This is a genomic window from Nocardioides litoris, assembly GCF_006346315.1.
GTDB classification, from domain to species: Bacteria; Actinomycetota; Actinomycetes; order Propionibacteriales; family Nocardioidaceae; genus Nocardioides; species Nocardioides litoris.
Genome location: NZ_VDMR01000001.1, coordinates 150819 through 170470, shown reverse-complemented (window position 1 = coordinate 170470; position 19652 = coordinate 150819). Strand labels below are relative to the sequence as shown.

Annotated in this window: 17 protein-coding genes; 4 read left to right on the top strand and 13 right to left on the bottom strand. The window is 75.8% G+C overall.

The features are described from left to right. The first annotated feature begins 10 nt into the window (after positions 1–10). The 3 genes from FJQ57_RS00835 to FJQ57_RS00825 are packed head-to-tail and all read left to right on the top strand — an operon-like array spanning position 11 to position 2277. Positions 11–1024 carry a permease gene (locus FJQ57_RS00835; protein ID WP_139977368.1) on the top strand — a complete coding sequence of 338 codons (1014 nt, stop codon included), beginning with the start codon at positions 11–13 and terminating at the stop codon, positions 1022–1024. Then, on the top strand, positions 1012–1782 hold the full coding sequence (locus FJQ57_RS00830) for a TIGR03943 family putative permease subunit (protein ID WP_139977367.1): 771 nt from the start codon (positions 1012–1014) through the stop codon (positions 1780–1782). The genes FJQ57_RS00835 and FJQ57_RS00830 overlap by 13 nt, the downstream gene beginning before the upstream one ends. A 21-nt stretch (positions 1783–1803) precedes the next feature. Continuing rightward, on the top strand, positions 1804–2277 hold the full coding sequence (locus tag FJQ57_RS00825) for a hypothetical protein (RefSeq protein ID WP_139977366.1): 474 nt from the start codon (positions 1804–1806) through the stop codon (positions 2275–2277). Between the two features lie 121 nt (positions 2278–2398). Here FJQ57_RS00825 and FJQ57_RS00820 read toward each other — a convergent pair whose 3' ends face one another. The 11 genes from FJQ57_RS00820 to FJQ57_RS00770 all read right to left on the bottom strand — a co-directional run bounded on the left by FJQ57_RS00820 (position 2399) and on the right by FJQ57_RS00770 (position 15316). Then, positions 2399–3661, bottom strand: a complete 1263-nt coding sequence (locus FJQ57_RS00820; RefSeq protein WP_211348708.1) for a glucose-1-phosphate adenylyltransferase family protein — start codon at positions 3659–3661, stop codon at positions 2399–2401. Between the two features lie 242 nt (positions 3662–3903). After that, positions 3904–5004, bottom strand: coding sequence for an FUSC family protein (locus tag FJQ57_RS00815; protein WP_139977365.1), 1101 nt, complete (start codon positions 5002–5004; stop codon positions 3904–3906). A 318-nt stretch (positions 5005–5322) separates the two neighbouring features. Further along, entirely contained in the window at positions 5323–6189 is an 867-nt protein-coding gene (locus FJQ57_RS00810; protein ID WP_139977364.1) for a WcbI family polysaccharide biosynthesis putative acetyltransferase, read from the bottom strand. Beyond that, the gene (locus FJQ57_RS00805) at positions 6186–7448 is read right to left on the bottom strand and encodes a glycosyltransferase (protein ID WP_170219208.1); all 1263 of its coding nucleotides are present in this window, start codon (positions 7446–7448) and stop codon (positions 6186–6188) included. The genes FJQ57_RS00810 and FJQ57_RS00805 overlap by 4 nt, the downstream gene beginning before the upstream one ends. Next, entirely contained in the window at positions 7436–8404 is a 969-nt protein-coding gene (locus tag FJQ57_RS22130) for a glycosyltransferase family protein (RefSeq protein WP_170219207.1), read from the bottom strand. Before FJQ57_RS22130 ends, FJQ57_RS00805 begins: the two co-directional genes overlap by 13 nt. A 28-nt stretch (positions 8405–8432) precedes the next feature. Further along, positions 8433–10292, bottom strand: a complete 1860-nt coding sequence (locus tag FJQ57_RS22825; RefSeq protein WP_211348707.1) for a TauD/TfdA family dioxygenase — start codon at positions 10290–10292, stop codon at positions 8433–8435. Position 10293: 1 nt separating this feature from the next. Beyond that, entirely contained in the window at positions 10294–11604 is a 1311-nt protein-coding gene (locus tag FJQ57_RS00790) for an ATP-grasp domain-containing protein (protein WP_139977362.1), read from the bottom strand. Continuing rightward, positions 11601–12398, bottom strand: a complete 798-nt coding sequence (locus tag FJQ57_RS00785) for an O-methyltransferase (RefSeq protein ID WP_211348706.1) — start codon at positions 12396–12398, stop codon at positions 11601–11603. The genes FJQ57_RS00790 and FJQ57_RS00785 overlap by 4 nt, the downstream gene beginning before the upstream one ends. Before the next feature lie 8 nt (positions 12399–12406). Further along, positions 12407–13684 (bottom strand): sedoheptulose 7-phosphate cyclase, encoded by a 1278-nt coding sequence (locus FJQ57_RS00780; protein ID WP_211348705.1) that lies wholly within the window; start codon positions 13682–13684, stop codon positions 12407–12409. Continuing rightward, a complete protein-coding gene (locus tag FJQ57_RS00775; RefSeq protein ID WP_139977360.1) occupies positions 13681–14331 on the bottom strand; it encodes an HAD family hydrolase in 651 nt (216 codons plus the stop codon). The genes FJQ57_RS00780 and FJQ57_RS00775 overlap by 4 nt, the downstream gene beginning before the upstream one ends. 232 nt (positions 14332–14563) lie before the next feature. Then, positions 14564–15316 carry a ZIP family metal transporter gene (locus FJQ57_RS00770; protein WP_246081526.1) on the bottom strand — a complete coding sequence of 251 codons (753 nt, stop codon included), beginning with the start codon at positions 15314–15316 and terminating at the stop codon, positions 14564–14566. A 27-nt stretch (positions 15317–15343) separates the two neighbouring features. On the opposite strand from FJQ57_RS00770, the gene idi reads away from it, so the two are divergent. Next, positions 15344–15922: an isopentenyl-diphosphate Delta-isomerase gene (gene idi / locus FJQ57_RS00765; protein ID WP_139977359.1), complete on the top strand. Its 579-nt coding sequence runs from the start codon at positions 15344–15346 to the stop codon at positions 15920–15922. Positions 15923–15931: 9 nt separating this feature from the next. On the opposite strand, the gene FJQ57_RS00760 is transcribed toward idi, so the two are convergent. Together FJQ57_RS00760 and FJQ57_RS22820 are read right to left on the bottom strand one after the other, a co-directional pair. Then, complete coding sequence (locus FJQ57_RS00760) at positions 15932–18187, bottom strand: enoyl-CoA hydratase-related protein (protein ID WP_139977358.1); 2256 nt, start codon at positions 18185–18187, stop codon at positions 15932–15934. Further along, on the bottom strand, positions 18184–19629 hold the full coding sequence (locus FJQ57_RS22820; RefSeq protein WP_211348704.1) for a hypothetical protein: 1446 nt from the start codon (positions 19627–19629) through the stop codon (positions 18184–18186). The genes FJQ57_RS00760 and FJQ57_RS22820 overlap by 4 nt, the downstream gene beginning before the upstream one ends. Positions 19630–19652 lie beyond the last annotated feature (23 nt).

The window sequence follows — 19652 nt, the reverse complement described above, 5'->3', positions numbered from 1 at the left end:
CTAACGCCTCGTGTCCCCTTCCACCTCGTCCGCGTCGTCCGCCCGGGCGGCCGCGCCACCCGAGCGGCCCCGCCGGCGGGCCGTCGGCCAGGTCGAGCTCGTCGCTGTCGCCATCTTGCTGGTGCTCGTCGGCGGCCGCTGGCTGGTGCCGCTGCTCGACCACCCGTCGCTGTCGACCTGGTCGACGATCTTCGTGGCGATCGTCGTGCAGTCGACGCCGTTCCTGCTCGTGGGCGTGCTGCTCTCGGCCGTCATCGCGGCGCTGCTCTCCGACGACCTGCTGAAGAAGGTGCTGCCCACGCGGCCCGTGCTCGGCGTGCCGGTGGCCGGCGCTGCCGGCGTCGCGCTGCCCGGGTGCGAGTGCGCGGCCGTGCCGATCGCCGGCAGCCTCGTACGACGCGGCGTCGCGCCGGCCGTGGCGATGACGTTCCTGCTCGCCGCGCCCGCGATCAACCCGGCGGTGCTGGTCTCCACGGCGGTCGCGTTCCCGGGCCAGCCGGAGATGGTGCTGGCGCGGTTCCTCGCCTCGCTGACCACCGCGGTGCTCGTCGGCTGGTGGGTGCTCTCGCGCGGTGACCGGCTGCCGATCGCCCAGCGCATCGCCGAGTTCGGCGAGGGCATGACCAAGCGCGAGAAGTTCGTCGAGACCGTGCGCCACGACTTCCTGCACGCCTCCGGCTTCCTCGTCATCGGCGCGATGCTGGCCGCGGCGATCAACACCTTCGTGCCCCGCGCGATCGTCGACTCCGTCGCCGGCCAGGCCGTGCTCGGCGTGGTGACGCTGGCGCTGTTCGCCTTCCTGGTCGCACTGTGCTCGGAGTCCGACGCGTTCGTCGCGGCCAGCCTCACGGCGTTCTCCGACACCGCCAAGCTCGTCTTCCTCGTGGTCGGCCCGGCGATGGACGTCAAGTTGGCCAGCATGGAGGCGGGCACCTTCGGCGTGCCGTTCGCCCGGCAGTTCGTGCCGGTCGTGATCCTCACCGCCATGCTCTCCGCCGTCGGGGTGGGCTGGTGGCTGCTGTGAACGGGCTGCGACGGCGCCTGGCCGGCGGCACCCTGACCCGCCCGACGCAGGGCCTGCTGATGGCCTTCCTCGGCGCGGTCCTCGTGCGGCTCGCGCTCAGCGACGCCTACCTGCGCTACGTGACGCCGTGGATGAAGTGGCCGCTGCTGGTCAGCGGCGTGGTGCTCGTGCTCCTGGCGGTCGGGCTGGTCCTGGCCCCCCACGACCCCGGTGACGACCACGGCGACGGGGACGGCCACGGGGACGGCGGCGACGGGCACGGCCACGGCCCGGTGCCGGTCGTGACCTGGCTGCTGGTCCTGCCCGGCCTCGTCACCTTCGTCATCAGCCCGCCGCAGCTGGGGTCCTACCTCGCCGAGCGGCGTTCCGACGAGACGCCCGTCGTGGCCACCCCGGCGTCGTTCTCCGACCTGTCGGGCTCGCCCGACGAGGTCGTGCCGGTCGAGGTCACCGAGTTCATCTGGCGCGCCCAGGAGGGCGGGCAGACCCTCGAGGACCGCCCGGTCGAGCTGAGCGGGTTCGTCTCCTACGACCAGGACGGCGGCTGGTACGTCACCCGGATGGCGATCGGGTGCTGCGCCGCCGACGCGACGTCCTACCGGGTGGAGGTCGAGGGGGCCGACCGGCCCGAGCGTGACCAGTGGGTCGACGTGACCGGTACCTACCGGTCCGGCACGGGCGGCGCCGGCACCGGCGCGCCCGTGATCAGCGCCACGGCGGTCGAGGAGACCGCGGCGCCCACCCAGACCTACGAGTAGGGGCTGGCTAACCTCGACGGCGTGGCTGGTGGGGCAGGTGCGGCGCGACGCGCGGCGACGGCACTGGTCCCCCTGACCCTCGTGGTCGCGGTGGTCCTGGTCCTGCTGGGCATCGGCGGCCGGGGCGACCCGGAGACCGGCCCCGGCACCGGCACGCCCGAGCCGAGCACCTCCGGGGCCTCGCTCGCGACACCGACCTCGGCGGTGCGACCCGACCCGGAGACGTGGTGCCGGTCGTTCCGGACCTTCACCGAGGCCAGCACCCGCTTCGTCGCCACCCCCGAGGACGCCCAGGCCACCGTGCTGGTCGAGGCCGGCCAGGCCCTGCTCGCCGAGGGACAGCCGCTGGGCCTCTCCGACGGCGGCATGGCCAGCCTGCGGCAGCTCGTGGCGGGCTCGCTCGGCGAGGCCGGCGGCCCGACCGAGGGACCCACCGACGTCGAGGCCGACGGCGCGGACCTCGACGCCTACCTGCAGGCGACCTGCCCGGCCTGACGCCCTGCCGACGCCCTGACGACGTACGTCGCCGCGACCGGGTGCACGGTCGCGGCGACGTGTCCTATGTCTACCTTGTCGAGTGACCTTGGTGCCACCGTCCGAGGCTCGGACCGGCCGATCAGGTGACAGGCTCCGCCTTCCAACCGGTGCCGGGCTCGAGGCGGCCACCGGCGGGGACCACCGCGCCCGCAGGCACGTGGCTCCCCCGCCCGACGAGCGTGATGGCGTCGGGGTCGTCGAGGTCGGCCTCCGGGCCGCCGACACGGGCGTCGGGACCGATCTCGCAGCGGGTGTCGACGACGGCCCGGTGCACCGAGGCGCCGGCCCGCACGACGGAGTCGGCGAAGACGACCGCGTCGACCACCTCGGCCCCCGCCTCGACCACCGCGCCAGGACCGAGCACGCTGCGTCGTACGACGCCCGCGACCGTCGCGCCCGGGCTGACCAGGCTGTCGACGACCTCGGCGCCGGCCAGCACCCGCGCCGGGGCCCGCTGGGGCTGGTGGCTGAGGATGGGCCACCCGGGCACGTCGAGGACCCCGGCGCCGTCGAGGAGGACGTCGCGGTGGGCGCGCAGGTACAGGTGGGGCTGGCCGAGGTCGCGCCAGTAGCCGGGCAGGTCGTGCTGGCGGGTGCGGCCACGGGCGACCAGGCGCGGCAGCAGGTGCTCGCCGAAGTCGCCGAGCCCGGTGTCGCCCGGCTCGGCGCCGGCCCCGAGCTCGCGGTGGAGCTCCTCGAGCACCGGGACGAGGACGGCGGGGTCGTGGGCGAAGACCTCGGTCGCGACGAGCCCGCTCGTCGGGTGGTCGGGCTTGTGGGCGAAGCCGGTCACCCGGCCGTCGGCGTCGACCTCGACGACCGCGTGGTCGCCCGCCTCCTCGATCGGCACGGTGGACGTGACGACGGTGCACTCGGCGCCGGAGGCCAGGTGGCCGTCGACCACCTCGGCGAGGTCGAGCCGGTAGACGTGGTCAGCGCTGAGCACCAGCAGCACGTCGGGCGCGAAGGCCTGCACCTGGTCGCGGATGCGGTAGAGCTCGTCGGCGTTGCCGGTGGCGAACCCGTCCTCGTCGAGGCTCCCGGTGCCCTGCTGGGGCATGAGGAGGCGCAGTCCGCCGTCGTTGCGGTCCAGGTTCCACGGCCGCCCGTTGGCGACCTGCTCGGCGAGCGTCGCGGCCTGGAACTGCACCGAGAGCCACACGTCCTGCACGCCGCTGTGCGCGAGGTTGGACAGGGGGAAGTCGACGAGCTGGTAGGTGCCGGCGAACGGCAGCGCCGGCTTGGCGCGCTCGCGGGTCAGCACGTCCATGCGCGAGCCGGCGCCGCCGGCCTGCACGATCGCCAGGACGCGGGGGCGGCGGAGGGTGGGTGGTCCGGGCACGGTGCCTCGTTCGGGGGGTGGGGGTGGCGCACAACGACTGAGACCCCGCCGGCGGGGGAGCAACGGCAGGGCCTCAGACGAGCCGGGCGGACAGCGCCATCACGCCCGGACCTGACGTCTCCGGCATCCGAGCTGCGTGAGTCGTCCGACGGTGACGAATCGAACATAACGTCCATCGCACCCGTGCACCTCCACCCGCACGGGGGGCATCGGTGCAGGTCAGGCGGGGTGGCCGACCCGGGTCAGCGGGGCGGCGGCGGGAGGGCGTCGGTGGCCTCGAGGCTGCCGAGGCCGGTGAGCATGAGCAGGTCGGCGATGACGGAGCGCACCTGCACGAGCACGACCTCGGCGTTCATCTCCTCGGCGCGGCCGACACGCGAGGTGGCGTGGCCGAGATCGACGAGCCGCTCGCGCACGGCGGCCGGCATCCGGTCGGCGTCGAGCTCGGCCACCACCTCGAGGACGGCGTCGGCGAGGTCGTCGACCAGGGCGGCGTACGACGCGGGGAAGGGCCGGCGGCGGTAGGCGCCGACCGCGACCTGGCGGACCAGCACACGGGTGCTGCGCAGGGCGCGGTCGAGCGGCTCGACGAGCTCGTTCATGCGCCGGATGCCGGGGCGGTGGCGCACGCGGAACGGCGAGCTCGCGACGACGGCCATGCCCTCGTCGGCGGCGGCCTGGAGACGACGGACGAGCTGGTCGGTCGCGCGGGCGTCGGCGAGCAGGTCGAGCCCGCGGTCGGCGTCGCCGTCGACCATGACCTGGCCGGCCGAGCGGAGCAGCTCGGCGACCTTCTCCAGCACCGCGCCGGCCTGCTCCCGCGGTCGGCGCAGGGGCGCGGCGGGCACGACGGTCGCCGCGACGAGCGCGACCGCTCCCCCGACGAGCGCGTCGGTCCAGCGCAGGAGGGAGTCGCCGGTCGTGGGCACCAGGGCCGCGACGAACAGGCTCTGGATGGCGGCCTGGTTGACGAAGAGCGTGCCCGCGTCGAGCATCACCGCCGCCGTCATGGCCAGCCCGACGATGAGCGCGATCTGCCAGGCGCCCGACCCGAGCAGCGCGACCAGCAGGTCGCCCAGGAAGACCCCGATGGCCACCCCCGCGGTGACCTCGGCGACCCGCCGCAGGCGCTGGGCGTACGACGTGCCGAGGCTGACCACCGCCGCGATCGGCGCGAAGACCGGCACGTCGTGGCCGAGCAGGTCGCGCGCGATGAACCACGCCACCCCCGCCGCCACCGCGCACTGGGCGATCTGCCACCGCTTGTCGCGGAACCGCTGCAGGCGCTCGCGCAGGCTCCGGCGGCTCCGCTGCTGCACGCGGTCGAGGGGGGCGGCCTGCACGGGGCGATCCTCGCAGGTCGGGCGGCCAGGTCGCGGGGCGAGCGACGTCGTGCGGGTTGGTCGCAGCGGTGACCTGGCGACCGGACCCGCGGCCCAGGACGTCGCCACCTCACCCCCACCCCGAGCCGACCCCCAGCAGCGGTGACCTGGCGACCGGACCCGCGGCCCAGGACGTCGCCACCTCACCCCCACCCCGAGCCGACCCCCAGCCGACCCCCAGCAGCGGTGACCTGGCGACCGGACCCGCGGCCCAGGACGTCGCCACCTCACCCCCACCCCGAGCCGACCCCAGGGTCGGCGGGGCCTGGGGAGCCGGGGTCACCCCAGCCCAAGCAGCCGTACGACGGGCGCGGCGCGCTCGAGGGCGGCGGCGAGCATCTCGGGGCGGGCGGCGTACCACGCGAGGTGGGCGGCCGCGGCCTCGTCGACGGCCACGGTGCGACCCTCGATGGTCCAGGCGGTGGTGGGGGTGGCGGCGAGGCCGTGGGCCGCGACGACCTCGGGCAGGAGCGGGGCGTGGATGCCGGCGAGCAGCGGACGGCGTACGCCGGGTGGGGCGGGCGGGAGGCCGAGGGCGGCCCGCAGCCGGGCGGCGAGCGGCTCGAGGACGGTGTTGCCGGGGTGGTTGATGGTGCGCATCGAGTCGGCCGTGGGCCGGACCAGGAGGTCGTGGACGACCACGGTGCCGTGGCGGACCTCGCGGCGCTGCAGCTCGGCGACCGAGGCCGCGGCGACGGCGCGGACCGCGTCGGGCGACAACCGCCAGGCGGGGTCGACGGGGCGGCCGGCGGCGGCGAGGACGGTGCGGACGTCGTGGTAGGGCACCACGGGCGGGTCGGGCTGCTCGAGCCCGGGCGGGTGGACGAGCAGGTGGAAGGGGTGCAGGCCGGCGTACCGCACGCTCGGCACCAGCGCGACGCGGGCCGAGGCCGGCAGGTGCTCGCGGAGCTGGTCGGTGCCGACGGGCAGGCCGCGGTAGTCGTCGGCGACGGGCTGGGTGAGGAGGAGGTCGGTGCGGCGCAGCAGCGCGCGCAGCGGCTCGACGTCGGCGGGCGTGAGCTCATGCACGGCGGGCAGGCGCTCGGACTCGAGGTCGCCCGCGTCGAGCAGCAGCCGGTGGGACTCGGCCTGGCAGTTGCCGAGCACGACCAGCCGGGGCCGCACCCGGGTCGCGGACGCGGTCACGGCGCCCAGCCGCCCAGCCAGGCCTCGAGCGAGTGCCGGCCGGGGTCCCAGGGGGTCAGCGACCGCTCGGGGTCGGGGTGGGGCGGGCAGAGGTGGGGGTGGGACCACCGCCCGGCGCGCCGGGCGAGCCGGAGGTCGACGAGCTCACCGACACCGAGGTCGCGCCGACCCGCGCCGTCGGTCGCCGAGCCGTCGAGCGAGGACAGCGCGGTCCGCCAGGCCTCGGCCGAGCCCAGCGCGCCCGTGGTGAGCGCCAGGTGCAGCCGAGCGCCGTCGAGCGGTGCGTCGAGGTCGAGGACCCGCGGGTCGTCGCCCACCAACGCGCGGTGGGGCGACGAGAGCCGCACCCGCGCCGTCGGCACCGCGGCGAGCAGGCTGTCGACGGTGGCCAGCACCGCCCCGTCGTCGAGACCGGCCGGCAGCGTGACCACCACGTCGGCGGGACCGCGGAGCAGCCCACGCCACGCCGTGCGCGGCAGGCCGACCCGGTCCGCGACGCCCACCGTCTCCGCGCGCTTGACCGACGGGTCGGCCGCGCGGCCCGCCGCGTCGGGCCCGTCGTGCCAGGCCACCGCGTCGCGGCGGTGGGCGAGCACGCCGCCGGCGAGCCACGAGCGGGCGGCCAGCTCCCAGTCCTCGCCGCCGTAGGAGGTGAAGGTCTCGTCGCAGCCGCCGAGCAGGTCCCACCACCACCGGGTGCAGGCGAGCACGGCGGAGATGACGAACCGGTGGGAGGCGTGGTCGGCGTCGAGCAGGTCGCGCGTCTCGTCGTACGCCGACGCGAGCCAGGCCGGCTCGGGCAGCACGCGGCCGTCGCCGGACAGGTCGGCGTGCCGCCGGCGGCCGACGACGAGGGCCTCGGGCACGCGCGCGGGCAGGTCGACCATGGCCTCGACGAACCCCGGCTCGGGCGTCGTGTCGGCGTCGAGCAGCACCACCACGTCGCCGGTGGAGGCGGCGACGCCGAGGTTGCGGGCGGCGGCCGCGCGGAAGCCGCGGTCCTCCTGCCGCACCAGCCGGACGCCGGCCGGCACGGACGGTGCGACGGCCGACCCGTCGTCGGTCACCACGACCTCGTCGGGCGGCCGGGTCTGCTCCCCCAGCGCGGCCAGGGTGCGGGCGAGCTCGGCGGGCTGCTCGTAGTGGCACACGACCACGGACACCCGCAGGTCGGGCGCCGGCGGTCCGGCGAGGTCCCAGCGGTTGCCGGGGACCGGGAAGCCGAACGGAGGAGCGGAGGGAGTGGTCAGCGGGTCCACCAGGCCAGGTACCCACGGACGGTGTCGTCGAGGAACGGCCGCAGGTCGACGTCGCGGGCCAGCCACGTCGACGCGGGCCGGCGCAGCGCGTCGAGGGCGGCGTCGGCCAGCCGGTCGTCGGTGAACAGGGTGGCCGTGCCGGGCCGCAGCGCGGCCATCTCGCGGGCGTAGACGCCGTCGCGCACGAGCGGGCGGCGGCCGGCGGAGAGCCAGTCGGTGAGGCTGCCGGAGGCGGAGACGTTGCGGTGGGCCAGGACGGGCACCGCGACCGAGCGCAGCACGTCGACGAGCTCGTCGTCGGGCAGCCGCCCGGTCACCTCGAGCGGCACGCCCCGCACCTCGGCCAGCGCACGCAGGTCCTCGACGTCGTCGTCGTGCCCCGCCGCGGGCGCGCCCGCGGCCAGCACCCGTGCGGGCACCCCGGCGCGGCGCAGGGCGGCCGCGGCCCGCACGACCTGCCGGTGGCCCTTGCCCGGGTAGACGAACCCGAAGACCCCGAGCACGGGCTCGAGGTGCAGCGGCACCGTCTCGGCCGGGCCCGCGCGGTCGGGCACGGGCAGGGGCAGCACCTCGCCCGGCGTGCCCGGGGAGCACCAGCGCTCGACCAGCGCCCGCTCGTGGTGGGAGCAGACGGCCCAGGCGTGGGCGGCCGCCACGATCCGGGCGTACGCCGCCGCGCGGGCCTCGAACGAGGGCCCGTCGGTGGGCTGCGGGACGTCGTGGAGGGTGACCGTGAGCCGGTGCCCCTGGGCGAGGAGCTCGACGACCGCGGCCGCGTCGGCGGAGGTGCGGGCCAGCAGCCGGTCGGTCAGGTGCAGGTGGACAGGCTCCCCGGTGGCCAGGGCCTCGGCGCTGCGGACCACGTCGGCCCCGCAGGCCTCGGCCATGTGCGCGCCGAACCGGGCAACCCCGTGCTGGGGGTCGCCCAGGACGAGGTGGCGCGGCGGCGTGGTCACGGGGCCTCCGGGGCGGGGGACGTGGGGGTCAGGCGTAGGACCCGACCATCCCACGGTGCATGACGCGGTCGCCGACGACGCCGGCGTGGTCGGCCCGGTGGAGCACGCAGCCGTTGTCCCAGATGACGAGGTCGCCGGGCGCCCACCGGTGGTCGAGGGTGTTGTCGGGCCGCGTGGAGTGGGCGAGCAGGGCCGCGACGAGCTCGTCGGACTCCTCCTGCGACAGCCCGCTCACCGACGCGCAGCGGGCCGGCGAGGTGAGGAACAACGTCTCGCGCCCGGTCACCGGGTGCGGCCGCAGGATCGGGTGGTCGGCCGAGGACTCGTCGTCGGGACCGAGCTCGACGCCGGTGACGACGTGGGTGATCGTGCGACCCTCGACGCGGCGGCGAAGGTCGTCAGGGAGGGTCTCCGCGGCGCGGTACTGGTTGGTGAACTGGGTCGCCCCGCCCTGCTCGGGCACGGTCACGGCCCGCAGCGCGGTGTAGGCCGGCGGTCGGCGGACGTAGCTGGTGTCGACGTGGAAGTTGCTCTTCGGTGGGGTGCCGGAGTCCCAGCGACCGACGTTGCTGATGACGTTGAGGTCGGGGTGGCCCTCGAGCGGGGTCTCGCCCTGGGTGAACGTCAGGTCGCCGAACCCCTGCAGGAAGGCCAGGAACGCGTCGTCGTCGAGCACCTGCCCGGGCAGCACGGCGACGCCGTGCTCGGCCAGCAGCCCGCGCAGCGCGTCGACCGGCGCGGTCGGGTCGTCGGCGACCTGCAGGCCGGTCACCCGCACGCCGACGGGGTCGAGCACCTCGGTGGTCAGGGTCGGGGTGGTGGTCATCGCGTCACCTCTCGCGGGTCGGGACGGGCATCGGGGGCGGGACGGGCAGGCGCGCTCCACGGACGTGCAGAACAGCTCGGGCAGCGTGGTGCCGGCGGCAGCGGCCATCACCACGACGACCGAGGTCGGCGCGAAGGAGCAGTAGAGCGAGGCCTCGAGGAAGAACGGGACGCCGTCGGGGTCGACCCGGAAGTCGAACAGCCCGTGGTGGCGGCAGCCGAGGGCGTCGTACGCCGCGAGCGCGGCCGCCTGCACCGGCGCGGTCACGGGGTCGGCGGGGTCGACGATCCAGGCGTGCTCGGCGTCCTTGGCGACCAGGCCGAGGTCGCCGCCGTCGTCGCGGCGCAGCTTGTCGTCGTGGTCGCGCACCGGCTTGGTGTCGGGGTCGACGGCGTACTCCTCCAGCGGCAGGGCCACCAGGTCGCCCGGCCCCCGCTCGACGACCGCGCACCGGACCTCGCGGCCCAGCTCGACGTAGGTCTCGACGACGGCGCGGCCGTCGGAGCCGTGCCCGCACGCCTCGCGCACGGCCTCGTCGTACGCCGCCGCGTCGCGCACGAGGGTGACACCGAGGGAGTTGTCGGCGTCGGCGGGCTTGACGACCACGGGCAGCGCGAGCAGCAGCGGGTCGCCCGGCCGCGCGACCTGGCGCTCGGGCGTGCTCACGCCGGCCGCGGCGACCAGGGCGGAGGCGCGAGGCTTGTCGGCCCCGACGGCCATCACCTCGGGCCGGTTGCCGACGTAGGGGATGTCGAGCAGCTCCAGCAGCCCGCGGTAGGCGGTCATGCCGGGACGGCAGAACATCTGCGGCAGCGCGACGTCGGGCCGCAGCGCCTCGAGGTGCGTGACGGCCTCGCCGAAGGTCATCGGCGGCGCGGCCGCGAGGCTCGCGTCGTCGAGGCTGGTGGGGAAGCGCCACGCGCCGCCGGGCGAGACGTGGGCGACCACGTGCTCGAGGTCGTCGAGCGGGGCCAGGGCGTCGAGGCAGCCGCGGGCGTAGAGCCGCGAGACGTCGTCGAGGAGGGGGTCGACCGCCGAGCCGGTCAGGTGGAGCACGCGCACGTCAGTCTCCCGCCGGCTCGACGAGCTTGCCGATGTTGACGTCGATCTTGAGCCAGGGCCGGCCGGCCCGGAGGTTGCCCAGGAGCAGCGACGGCAGGTGCAGGTGGTGCAGGGCGAGGAACGGCAGCGGGTCGTGGCCGCTCAGCACCGCCTCGGTGCCCCGCAGGACGGTCCGCACCCGGCCGGGGGCGGTCGAGGGGTGGCGCAGGGCCTGCCAGAGCTCGTGGTGCAGCCAGTACGTCGGCCGCCCGCCCACCGGCGGCTCGACCGGTCCGTCGGGGGTCGCGTCGTCGTCGAGGTAGGCCGCGGCGACCTCGGGCCGGTGGGCGAGCAGGGTGATCGCGGAGTGCGTGCGCGGGTTGCACTCGATGGCCCGGATCGTGCCGTCGGGGGCCTCCATGAAGTCGAACGACACCTGGCCGGTCAGGCCGTGGTGGGCCACGAAGGTCTCGACCCACTGCCGGATGGCCGGGTGCTCGACCTGCTCGTAGGTCAGCTGCCAGGCCGAGGAGCGGCAGCAGACCCACACCTGCAGCCGTCCGCCGCGGGCCGTGCCGTGGGTGCACCACTCGGTGCCGGCGAGCAGCTCCTGCAGGATCCACGGCTGCTCGGGCGAGATCGGCAGGTCGCACACGAACGCCGCCGTCTCCTCCGGCGTCGGGCGCGGCAGCGGGGTCAGGTCGAGCCGGCGCACCGGGTCGTAGGGGATCGACTTGAGCACCCAGGGTCCCGGGTGGGCGGTGAAGTCGAAGTCGAGCACCTGCTGCGGGTCGGTGATCCGGTGGGTGGCCGGGACGGGCAGCCCGGCCTCGGCCGCCATCTCGGCGAAGGCGTGCTTGTCGTCGACGCGGCGCAGGTCGTCGGTGGGCAGGTGCACCACCTCGCAGTGACCGTCGAGCAGCTCGGCCGCCTGCGCCTCGGGCAGGCTCGAGGCCGGGCTGGACACCGGCACCCAGGCGTCGACGCCCTCCTCCTTGACCACGCGCAGCAGCGCGTCGGCGTACTCCGGGGAGGAGGGGTCGGGCACGACGTGGAAGGCGTCGACCGCGCGGGAGAAGCGGTGGGCGGTGAAGCGGTAGCGCGCGGTCTCGACGAGCACGACCCGGTGCCCGGCCTCGTGGAACAGCCGCGCCAGCACCAGGGCCTTGCTCATCTTGCCGCCGCTGAGCAGCACCGTGCGGCCCGTCGGCTCGGCCCGGCGCAGCGGGCCCCGGCGCAGCACCGCGGCCCCGACCAGCGCCAGGTTGAGCGGCAGCGTCGCCTCGAGCGCCGCGATCGCCGCGACGCTCTTGAGCCGGGGGCCGAGGTTCACGGGACCCGCCGGACCAGGGTGACGCCGTCGCGGACCGGCAGCAGCACCTGCTCGACCCGCGGGTCGGCGGCGAGGCGCTCGTTGAAGTCGGCGATGGCCCGCCCGTTGGTCGACGGCGCCCCGGCCGCCCACGGCTCACCCTGCATCAGGGTGTTGTCGACGCAGACCAGCGCGCCGTCGGCGAGCAGGTCGAGGTCGAGCAGCGCGTCGACGTACGCCGCGTAGCCGGCCTTGTCGGCGTCGAGGAAGACCAGGTCGAAGCGGTCGCCCGCGCCGGCCAGGTCGCGCAGCGTCTGCTGGGCGTCACCCATGCGCACCTCGACCCGCTCCCCCGCCGCCGCGGAGGCGAACGCCTCGCGGGCGACGGCGGCGGCCTGCTCGTCCACCTCGCAGGCGACGACCCGGCCGCCGGCGGGGAGGGCCTCGGCCATCGCGAGCGCGGCGTACCCGGTGAACATGCCGATCTCGAGCACCTGCCGCGCGCCGGTCACCGCGACCAGCATCCGCAGGAAGGCGCCCTCGACGTGCCCCGACAGCATCTCCTGCTCCAGCCCGCCGCCCCACGGGACCTCGCGGGTGCGCTGCTCGAGCGCGTCGAGGTCGGACGAGGCGGGCGAGGTGGTGCGGGCGACGTAGTCGTCGAGGCCGGCGACCAGCGCGTGGGCCCGGGCCACGTCCCGGCGCACGTCGTCGGGCGCGTCGGCGAGCCCGGGATCCCCGAGGCGCTCGACGACCCCGGCCAGCAGCTCGGCGGCGATGCCGACGGGCGTGACGGGCCGGGGTCCGGTGCTCACCGCGTGGGTCACTGCTCCGGCGTCGTGTACTGGTCGACGCCCTCGCCGCCGCGCGGGTAGGTCGCGCACAGCGCCTTGTGCTCGGCCAGCACCTCGACCAGCTCGGCGACGGTCAGGTCGTTGACGAAGTGGCAGGTGCCGATGGGCTTCGGGACCGCCGCGCGCAGCAGGCCGTCGCGGGTCTGCAGGATCGAGCCGGTGGCCTTCTCGAGCAGCTCGGGGGTGAACCACGGGCTGTCGATGGCCAGGCCGAGCTTGCTGAACAGGCCGAGCACCCGGTCGCGGTCGGCCTCGGTGCAGTAGCCGCGGCGGGCGGCCAGGGTGGCCGAGAACGCCATGTCGACGGCGATCGCGTGGCCGTGGAACAGCGGCGGCTCGGGCGCGAGCTCGAGGGTCGGGCTCCAGGTGTGGCCGTAGGCGATGACCCGGTCGAGGTCGAGCTCGTGCAGGTTGGGCACCTCGAGCTCGAGCATGGTCTTGATCGCCTCGTAGGTGATCTCGTCGGCCACCGGGCGCAGGTGGCCCGCGCCGTCGGCGTGGCCGAAGGAGGAGGTGAGCAGCTCCTCGGCGTGCTGCTCCATCAGCTCGAACACGCCGGCGTGGGAGACGGTGGCGATCTTGATGATCTCGGCGATGCCGTTGCGCACCTGGTCGACCGGGAGCGTGCGGAGCATCGAGAAGTCGAGGAAGACCTGCTTGGAGGCGTGGTAGGCGCCCAGCCGGTTCTTGTGCTTGCCGTGGTTGGCGCCGACCTTGATCGAGACGCTGGCGTCGATGAGGCCGATCAGCGTGGTCGGGATGCGCACGTAGTCGGTGCTGCGCTTGTACGCCGCGCAGGCGAACCCGGCGACGTCGGTGGTCAGGCCGCCGCCGACGACGAGCACCTGCTCCTTGCGGTTGAGACCGAAGTCGGCGAACGCGTCGACGATCGACTCCAGCGTGCGCAGCGACTTGGCGGTCTCGGCGATGCGCACCGGGACCACGGTCAGCTCGATGCCGTGGTGGTCGAAGTAGGTACGGGCGGCGTCGCCGTGCAGGCGCAGCACGTTCTCGTCGATGACCATGAGGCAGCGGCCCTGGAGGCGGAACGCGTCGGCGACCTCGGGGTTGGCCACGTCGAAGACGCCTGCGACGTACTGCAGCGTGTAGTCGACCTTCTCGTAGGCCTCGACGCGGAACGTCGTCGCCGTCGAGGTCAGCCGGGCGGTGGGCTCGGCCAGCGGCGCGGGGGCCTCGGGCGTCGTCTCGCGCGGGGTCTCGCGCGGGGCGGTGGGTGCGGTGGTCACTTGCGCAGGTCCTCCAGCTCGAGGGTCTCGACCCGGCGCACGTCGCCGAAGTCCTGGTCGACGGTGTTGCCGTTCGGGAAGGCGACGACGGGGACGCCGGCGGCCTTCGCGGAGGCGACGCCGCCGAGGTTGTCCTCGATCGCCACGCAGTCCTGCGCCTGCTCGCCGAGCTGGGACAGGGCGAAGGTGTAGGCCTCGGCGTCGGGCTTGCGCGCCCCGACCTTGGCCTGGTCGACGACGACGTCGAGCTCGGAGAAGTCGACCTGGCCCTGGAGGGCCTGGCCCAGGGCCGCGATGTTGTCGGCGCTGGTGGTGGTGACGAGCCCGACCTTCCACCCGGCGTCGCGGGCGGCCTTGATCGTCTCGGCGACACCGGCCCGCGGCGCGATGTCGGTGCTGGTGAGCGTGTCCTGGTAGATCTTCGACTTCGTCGCGTGCACGGCGTCGGCGTCGACCTCCTGGCCGCGCTTCGCGGCGTAGTCGGCGACCCGGTCGCGACCGCCGTTGGAGTCGAGCAGCGTCTTGTACTCGTCGCGGTCCCAGGTCCAGTCGAGGCCGTGCTCGGCGAACGCGCGGTTGAAGGCGTCGCGCTGGATCTCGGAGGTGTCGGCGACCGTGCTGATGGAGCCGAGGAGGAGGGCAGGCATGGGTGGTCCGTTCCGCGCGCGGGCGCGCTTGAGGAGACGACGAGCGGCTGGTGACGAGAAGGTCGGCCGGGCGTGCGGACTCGCCCTGGCGCAGGTGTCGGGGTGGCCGGTGGTCGCCCGACTGCGGACCTGACGCTTCCACCGGGCCGGGGGCCTGGCACCACCCCTCCGGAGACACGACGTCGCGCCCCGGCCGTGGTTCACCCGTTCGACTGAGGCGGCTCGGCGGTGGCTAGCCCCGGCTGATCGCGAACGCGACGACGAAGCCCGCGGTGCACAGCGCGCCGTTGAGGGCGTGGGTGCGCTCGAACGCCTCGGGCACCATCGTGTCGGTGACCATGGCCAGGATGGCGCCGGCGGCGACGGCGGTGATGACCGCGACGGTCGCGGGCGAGGCGCCGTCGAGCAGCGTGTAGCCGAGCAGGCCGGCGACGCCGCTGGCCACGGCGATCGCGGTCCACACGCCGAGGACGAATCCGAGGCTGCGGCCCGCGCGCTTCATGCCGGCGGCGCTGGAGAGCCCCTCGGGCAGGTTGGAGATCGCGATGGCCAGCAGGACCGCGACCCCGACGCCCTGGCCGGAGGTGAGCGAGAGCCCGAGCACGGTCGACTCCGGCACGCCGTCGAGGAGCGCGCCGATGGCGATGGCCGCACCGCTGCCGGCCTGCTCGGACTCGCTGGGTTGCTGGTCCTCCGACCGCTTGCGGTGGCGGGCGCCGCGCCGGGCCAGGGCGAGGTCGGCGGCGACGTACACCGCGGCACCGACGACCAGGCCGAGCAGGGTCGGGCCGAGGCCGCCCTCGCGCTCGGCCTCGTCGACCATCTCGAAGGCCAGCGCCGAGATGAGCACGCCGGCCCCGAAGGCCATGACGCCCGCGACGACCAGGCGCGGCACCCGCACCCACCAGGCGATCGCGGCGCCGACGACGAGCATCCCGCCGGACGCCAGCCCCCACAGACCGGCCTGCGCCCACTCCGGCACCACTACCGACTCCCTACGCTGGGACCCACCATGACCGTCACTTCCGAGCACCCCCGCGCCGACCTCGACCCGGAGGACGTCGTCATCCTCCTCGACGACGCCGGTACCCCGATCGGCACCCACCCGCGCGCGACGGTGCACCACACCGACACGCCGCTGCACCTGGCCTTCTCCTGCCACCTGCTCGACCCCGACGGTCGGCTGCTGGTGACCCGGCGGGCGCTGTCGAAGAAGACGTGGCCGGGGGTGTGGACCAACTCGTTCTGCGGCCACCCTCGCCCGGGCGAGACGCCCGAGGACGCCGTGCGCCGGCACGCGCGGCACGAGCTGGGTCTCGCCCCGGAGGCGCTGGAGGGGCTGCGGCCGCTGCTGCCCGACTTCCGCTACCGCGCGGTCGACGCGGCCGGCGTCGTGGAGAACGAGGTGTGCCCGGTGTTCACCGCCGTGCTCACCGCCGTCCCCGAGCCCAACCCCGACGAGGTCGCCGAGCTGCAGTGGACCGAGGTCGCCGACGTGCTCGCCACCGTCGAACGGGCGCCCTGGGCGCTCAGCCCGTGGCTGGTCGAGCAGGAGCCCGCGCTGCGGGCGCTGCTGGCCGAGCGCGCCTGACCCGGAGGCCTACTCCCCCACCAGCACGTCGTCGAAGACCTGCCGCGGGCGGCGTACGGCGGCGAGGGTGTCGGGCTCGGCCTCGGCGTCGGCGAGCACCGCGAGCGTCGCGCGCACCAGGTGGGGCGGGAGCGCGGCGAGGTGGGCGGCGTGCTCGCGGGCCTGGCGCAGGTGGTCGGCACCCGCGCGGTTGACCAGCCGGAGGGCCAGGGCCTCGGCGGCGCCGACGGGCCGGCCGGTGAGGACGAGCTCGGCGGCGACCCGCTGCGGCACGATCCGCGGCAGGCGGACCAGCGCGCCCTCCTCGGGCAGCGTGCCGCCGGCGAGGTGGTCGAAGGACAGCGTCGCGTCGTCGCCCATGGTCACGAAGGTCGCCGCCAGCACCGCCTCGGCACCCCCGCCCGTCGCCGGGCTGCCCAGGGCCAGCACGACCGGCACGGTCAGGCGGCGACGGGTGAGTCCGGCCCAGCCGCTGCGGGGCAGGTGCTCTGGCTTGCCGTCGAGGTCGAACCGCGCCCGGATGAGCACCACCCGGACGTCGGGGTCGGCCTCGGCCGCGTCGAGCAGGCTCGCCAGCTCGTGGTGCCCGGCCGCCGGCAGGTCGGCCGCGGGCTCGACCTCGAGGACGCCGGCCTCGAGTCCGTCGAGGCGCAGGTGCTCCCACGGTCCGCGCCAGTCGGTCCGGGCCCCGGTGGCCGGGGCGAGCTCGTCCATGCGCTCGCGGGTCAGGGCGACCCGCACGGCCGGCCCGGTGTCGCGCACGAAGACCCGCTGCCCGACCGGCTGGTGGTCGGCCTCCAGCCAGTCGACGAGCTCGTCGTCGCCGGGGAGGCTCGCGGCGGTGGTGCGGTGGCCGGTGGCGGTGCGGCCGACCACGACCGCTCGCCGCCCCGAGCGGCCGTGGCGCACGGTCCAGGTCTCGACGCTCAGCCACCCGTCGGCCGGGTGGTCCTCGAGGGGGACGCTCGGGCGGGCGTCGGCCGCTGCCTGCAGGGCCGCGTCGTCACCCTCGCGCCAGGGCGCGGGCGTGGTGGCGTAGACGCCGACCGAGACCTTGGACAGCATGCCGCCGTTGGCGCTGACCAGGCCGACCGAGCCGGGCTCGGCCCGGCAGCGGTCGACGACCTCGGCGATGGCGTGCATCGAGTAGTTGTTGCCGGGGCCCCCGAAGAAGGGCAGGCCGCCGGTGAGCGTCAGCCCGCGCGGGTCGTCGGGCGCGAGGCCGAGGCCGTCGAGGAGCTGGAGGACGGCGTGCGGGAAGCAGGAGTAGAGGTCGAGCCAGCGCACGTCGTCGAGCGTGGTGCCGGCCTGGGCCAGCGCGGCCCGTACGGCGTCGGGCTGGGTCGGCGCGGCGGCGAGATCGGCACGGTCGTACCAGTCCTGCTCGCGCAGGTCGCAGTGCCCGTGCAGGAAGACCCAGCGCGACCGGTCGACGCCCAGCCGCTCGGCGGTGGCCACCGAGGTCAGCAGCAGGGCGGCGCCCTGGTTGACGAGGTCGCGGCTGACCACGAGGCGCGGGTAGGGCGTGGTGATCATCCGGTTGCGCTCGTCCACGGTCACCAGCTCGGCCGCGGTCAGCTCCTCGGGGGCGACGGCGTGCGGGTTGGCCGCCGCGACCTGGGTGAACGGCGCGAACAGCTCGCCCATCGCCGCGGCGTAGGCGTCGCGCGAGAGGCCGAGACGGGCACGACGGGCGTGGTCGCCCATCGCGTAGAACCCGGCGATCTCCTGCGGGCCGTGGGTCAGCGCGCGGCGCACGACCATGCCCTGCAGGCCGTAGCCGCGGTCCTCGAGGCTGCCGCCGGGGTCCTCGGTCCAGTCGGGCTGGGCGTCGGTGCCGCGCAGGTGGCGCACGGTCGACATGGCCTCGGCGCCCGCGAGCAGGGCGACCTCGGCCCGGCCGGCCGCGATCTCGCCCGCCATCTCGGTCACGAGGTGCTGCGGCGACTGCCCGCCGCCGACCTCCAGGACCGCCCGGGCCGGGTCGGCCGCGAGGCGCTGGGCGATCGAGCGCGGCACGTTGGACGACCGGCCGAACGGCACCTCGTTGAGCGGCGTCGCCGACTCGAACTGCCGCGTCGCGGCGACCACGTCGACCTCGCCCACCCAGGTCTCGGGGTCGAGCCCGGTGTCGGCCAGCGCCGCCCGGGCCGCGCGGGCGGCCAGGTCGACGTGCGAGAGCGCCTCGTACGACGCGTCGTCGATGCGCTCGGAGTGCTGGCCGACCCCGACGAGGACCGGCGTGCGCGGGTCGAGCGGGCTCACGCGTCGTCGGCCGGGGCCGGCGTCTCGGGGGCCGGCGCGGGAGCCTCGGGAGCGGGAGCCTCGGGAGCGGGAGCCTCAGGAGCCGGTGCGGGAGCTTCGGGACCCGGTGCCTCGGGGGCCGGAGTCGGTGCGGGCGCCTCGGGGGCCGGAGCCTCCGGCGCGGGCGCCTCGGCACGCGGAGCCTCGGGCGCCGGCGGGGCCTCGGCGGGTGCCGCGGCCGGGCGTTGACCCCGGCCTCCACGACCCTTGCGGCCCTGGCCGGGCTGGCCGGGCTGGCCGCCCGGGCGCGGGCCACGACCGCCGCCACCCCCGCCAGGACGCGGGCCCCGCCCGCCACCTTGCTGCTGCGGGCGCGGCTCGGCGCGGCCGCCGAGGAACAGGTCGGCCGCACCGGTGACGAGCGGACCGGCCAGCGCCTCGGGCGAGAGCCACAGCGAGGCCATCGCGTCGTCCTCGAGCACGGGGACGGCGACGCGGACGTCGGTGGTGGTCACCTGGTGGTCGAACATCTCGAGCACGAGCTCGTCGACCGCGCGCAGCGACTCCAGCACCTCGGCCACCGGTCGCTTGCGGGCCGAGAGCAGCCGGGACACGATCGAGTCGACGACGGCGGACGAGCGGCCCTTGGGCCGGCTGCCGCCGTCGAGCTGGTGCATGGCCACGCTGACCGCGTCGAGCGCGGTCTCGAAGACCTCGGTCCAGCCGTCGGCGCGCAGCGTGACCTCGATCGGGCCGGCGGGCGCGCCCTTGCCGCCGCCGCGGCCGCGGTCGGCCACGGGTCGGTGGGGCTTGGTCAGCGCGACGGGCACCTGCAGCCAGCCGCCGGTGGGCGCCGGCGGGTGGACCAGGGAGACCGGGGTGACCCGGCCGGCGGCGAGCACGACCGCGTCGGCGCGGGCCAGCATCCGCCGGTCGAGGCCGCTCATGTCGGCCGCGCCGGCGTGGTTGGCCGCGATCGCGTCGATGACGGACGTGACCGTGGCCGACCCCTTGACCGACTGCCAGAACGCGTCGCGCTGGCCGTCGGGCACCCGGTCGAGCCCGAGGGCGACCATGACCAGGGGCTCGCGCCCGGTCACGCCGAGGCGCCGCAGCGCGTCGCGCAGCGGGTCGGCGGCGGCGGGCACGCCGGCGTTGACGGCCTCGACGACCCCGAGCCGGAAGGCCTGGTCGGCCAGACGGACGTGGGGCCGGAAGAGCTTGGCCACGTGACCCAGGGTCGCCTGGTCGGCGTACGCCTCACCGGAGCGCTCGACCTGGGAGCGGATGACCGCGGCGATCGCGAGCCGCACCACCTGCCCGGTCAGCCACTCGCGCGGGGTCGCGGTCCAGACGTCGGTGCTGCGGGTGGCGGCAGCGGCGAGCTGCCGGTCGGACGGCTTCTCCGGCACCGACAACCGGCGCGCGGGCAGGATCAGCTCACGCGAGAGGGACTCAGCCATGCCGAGAACCGTAACGGCCCCCT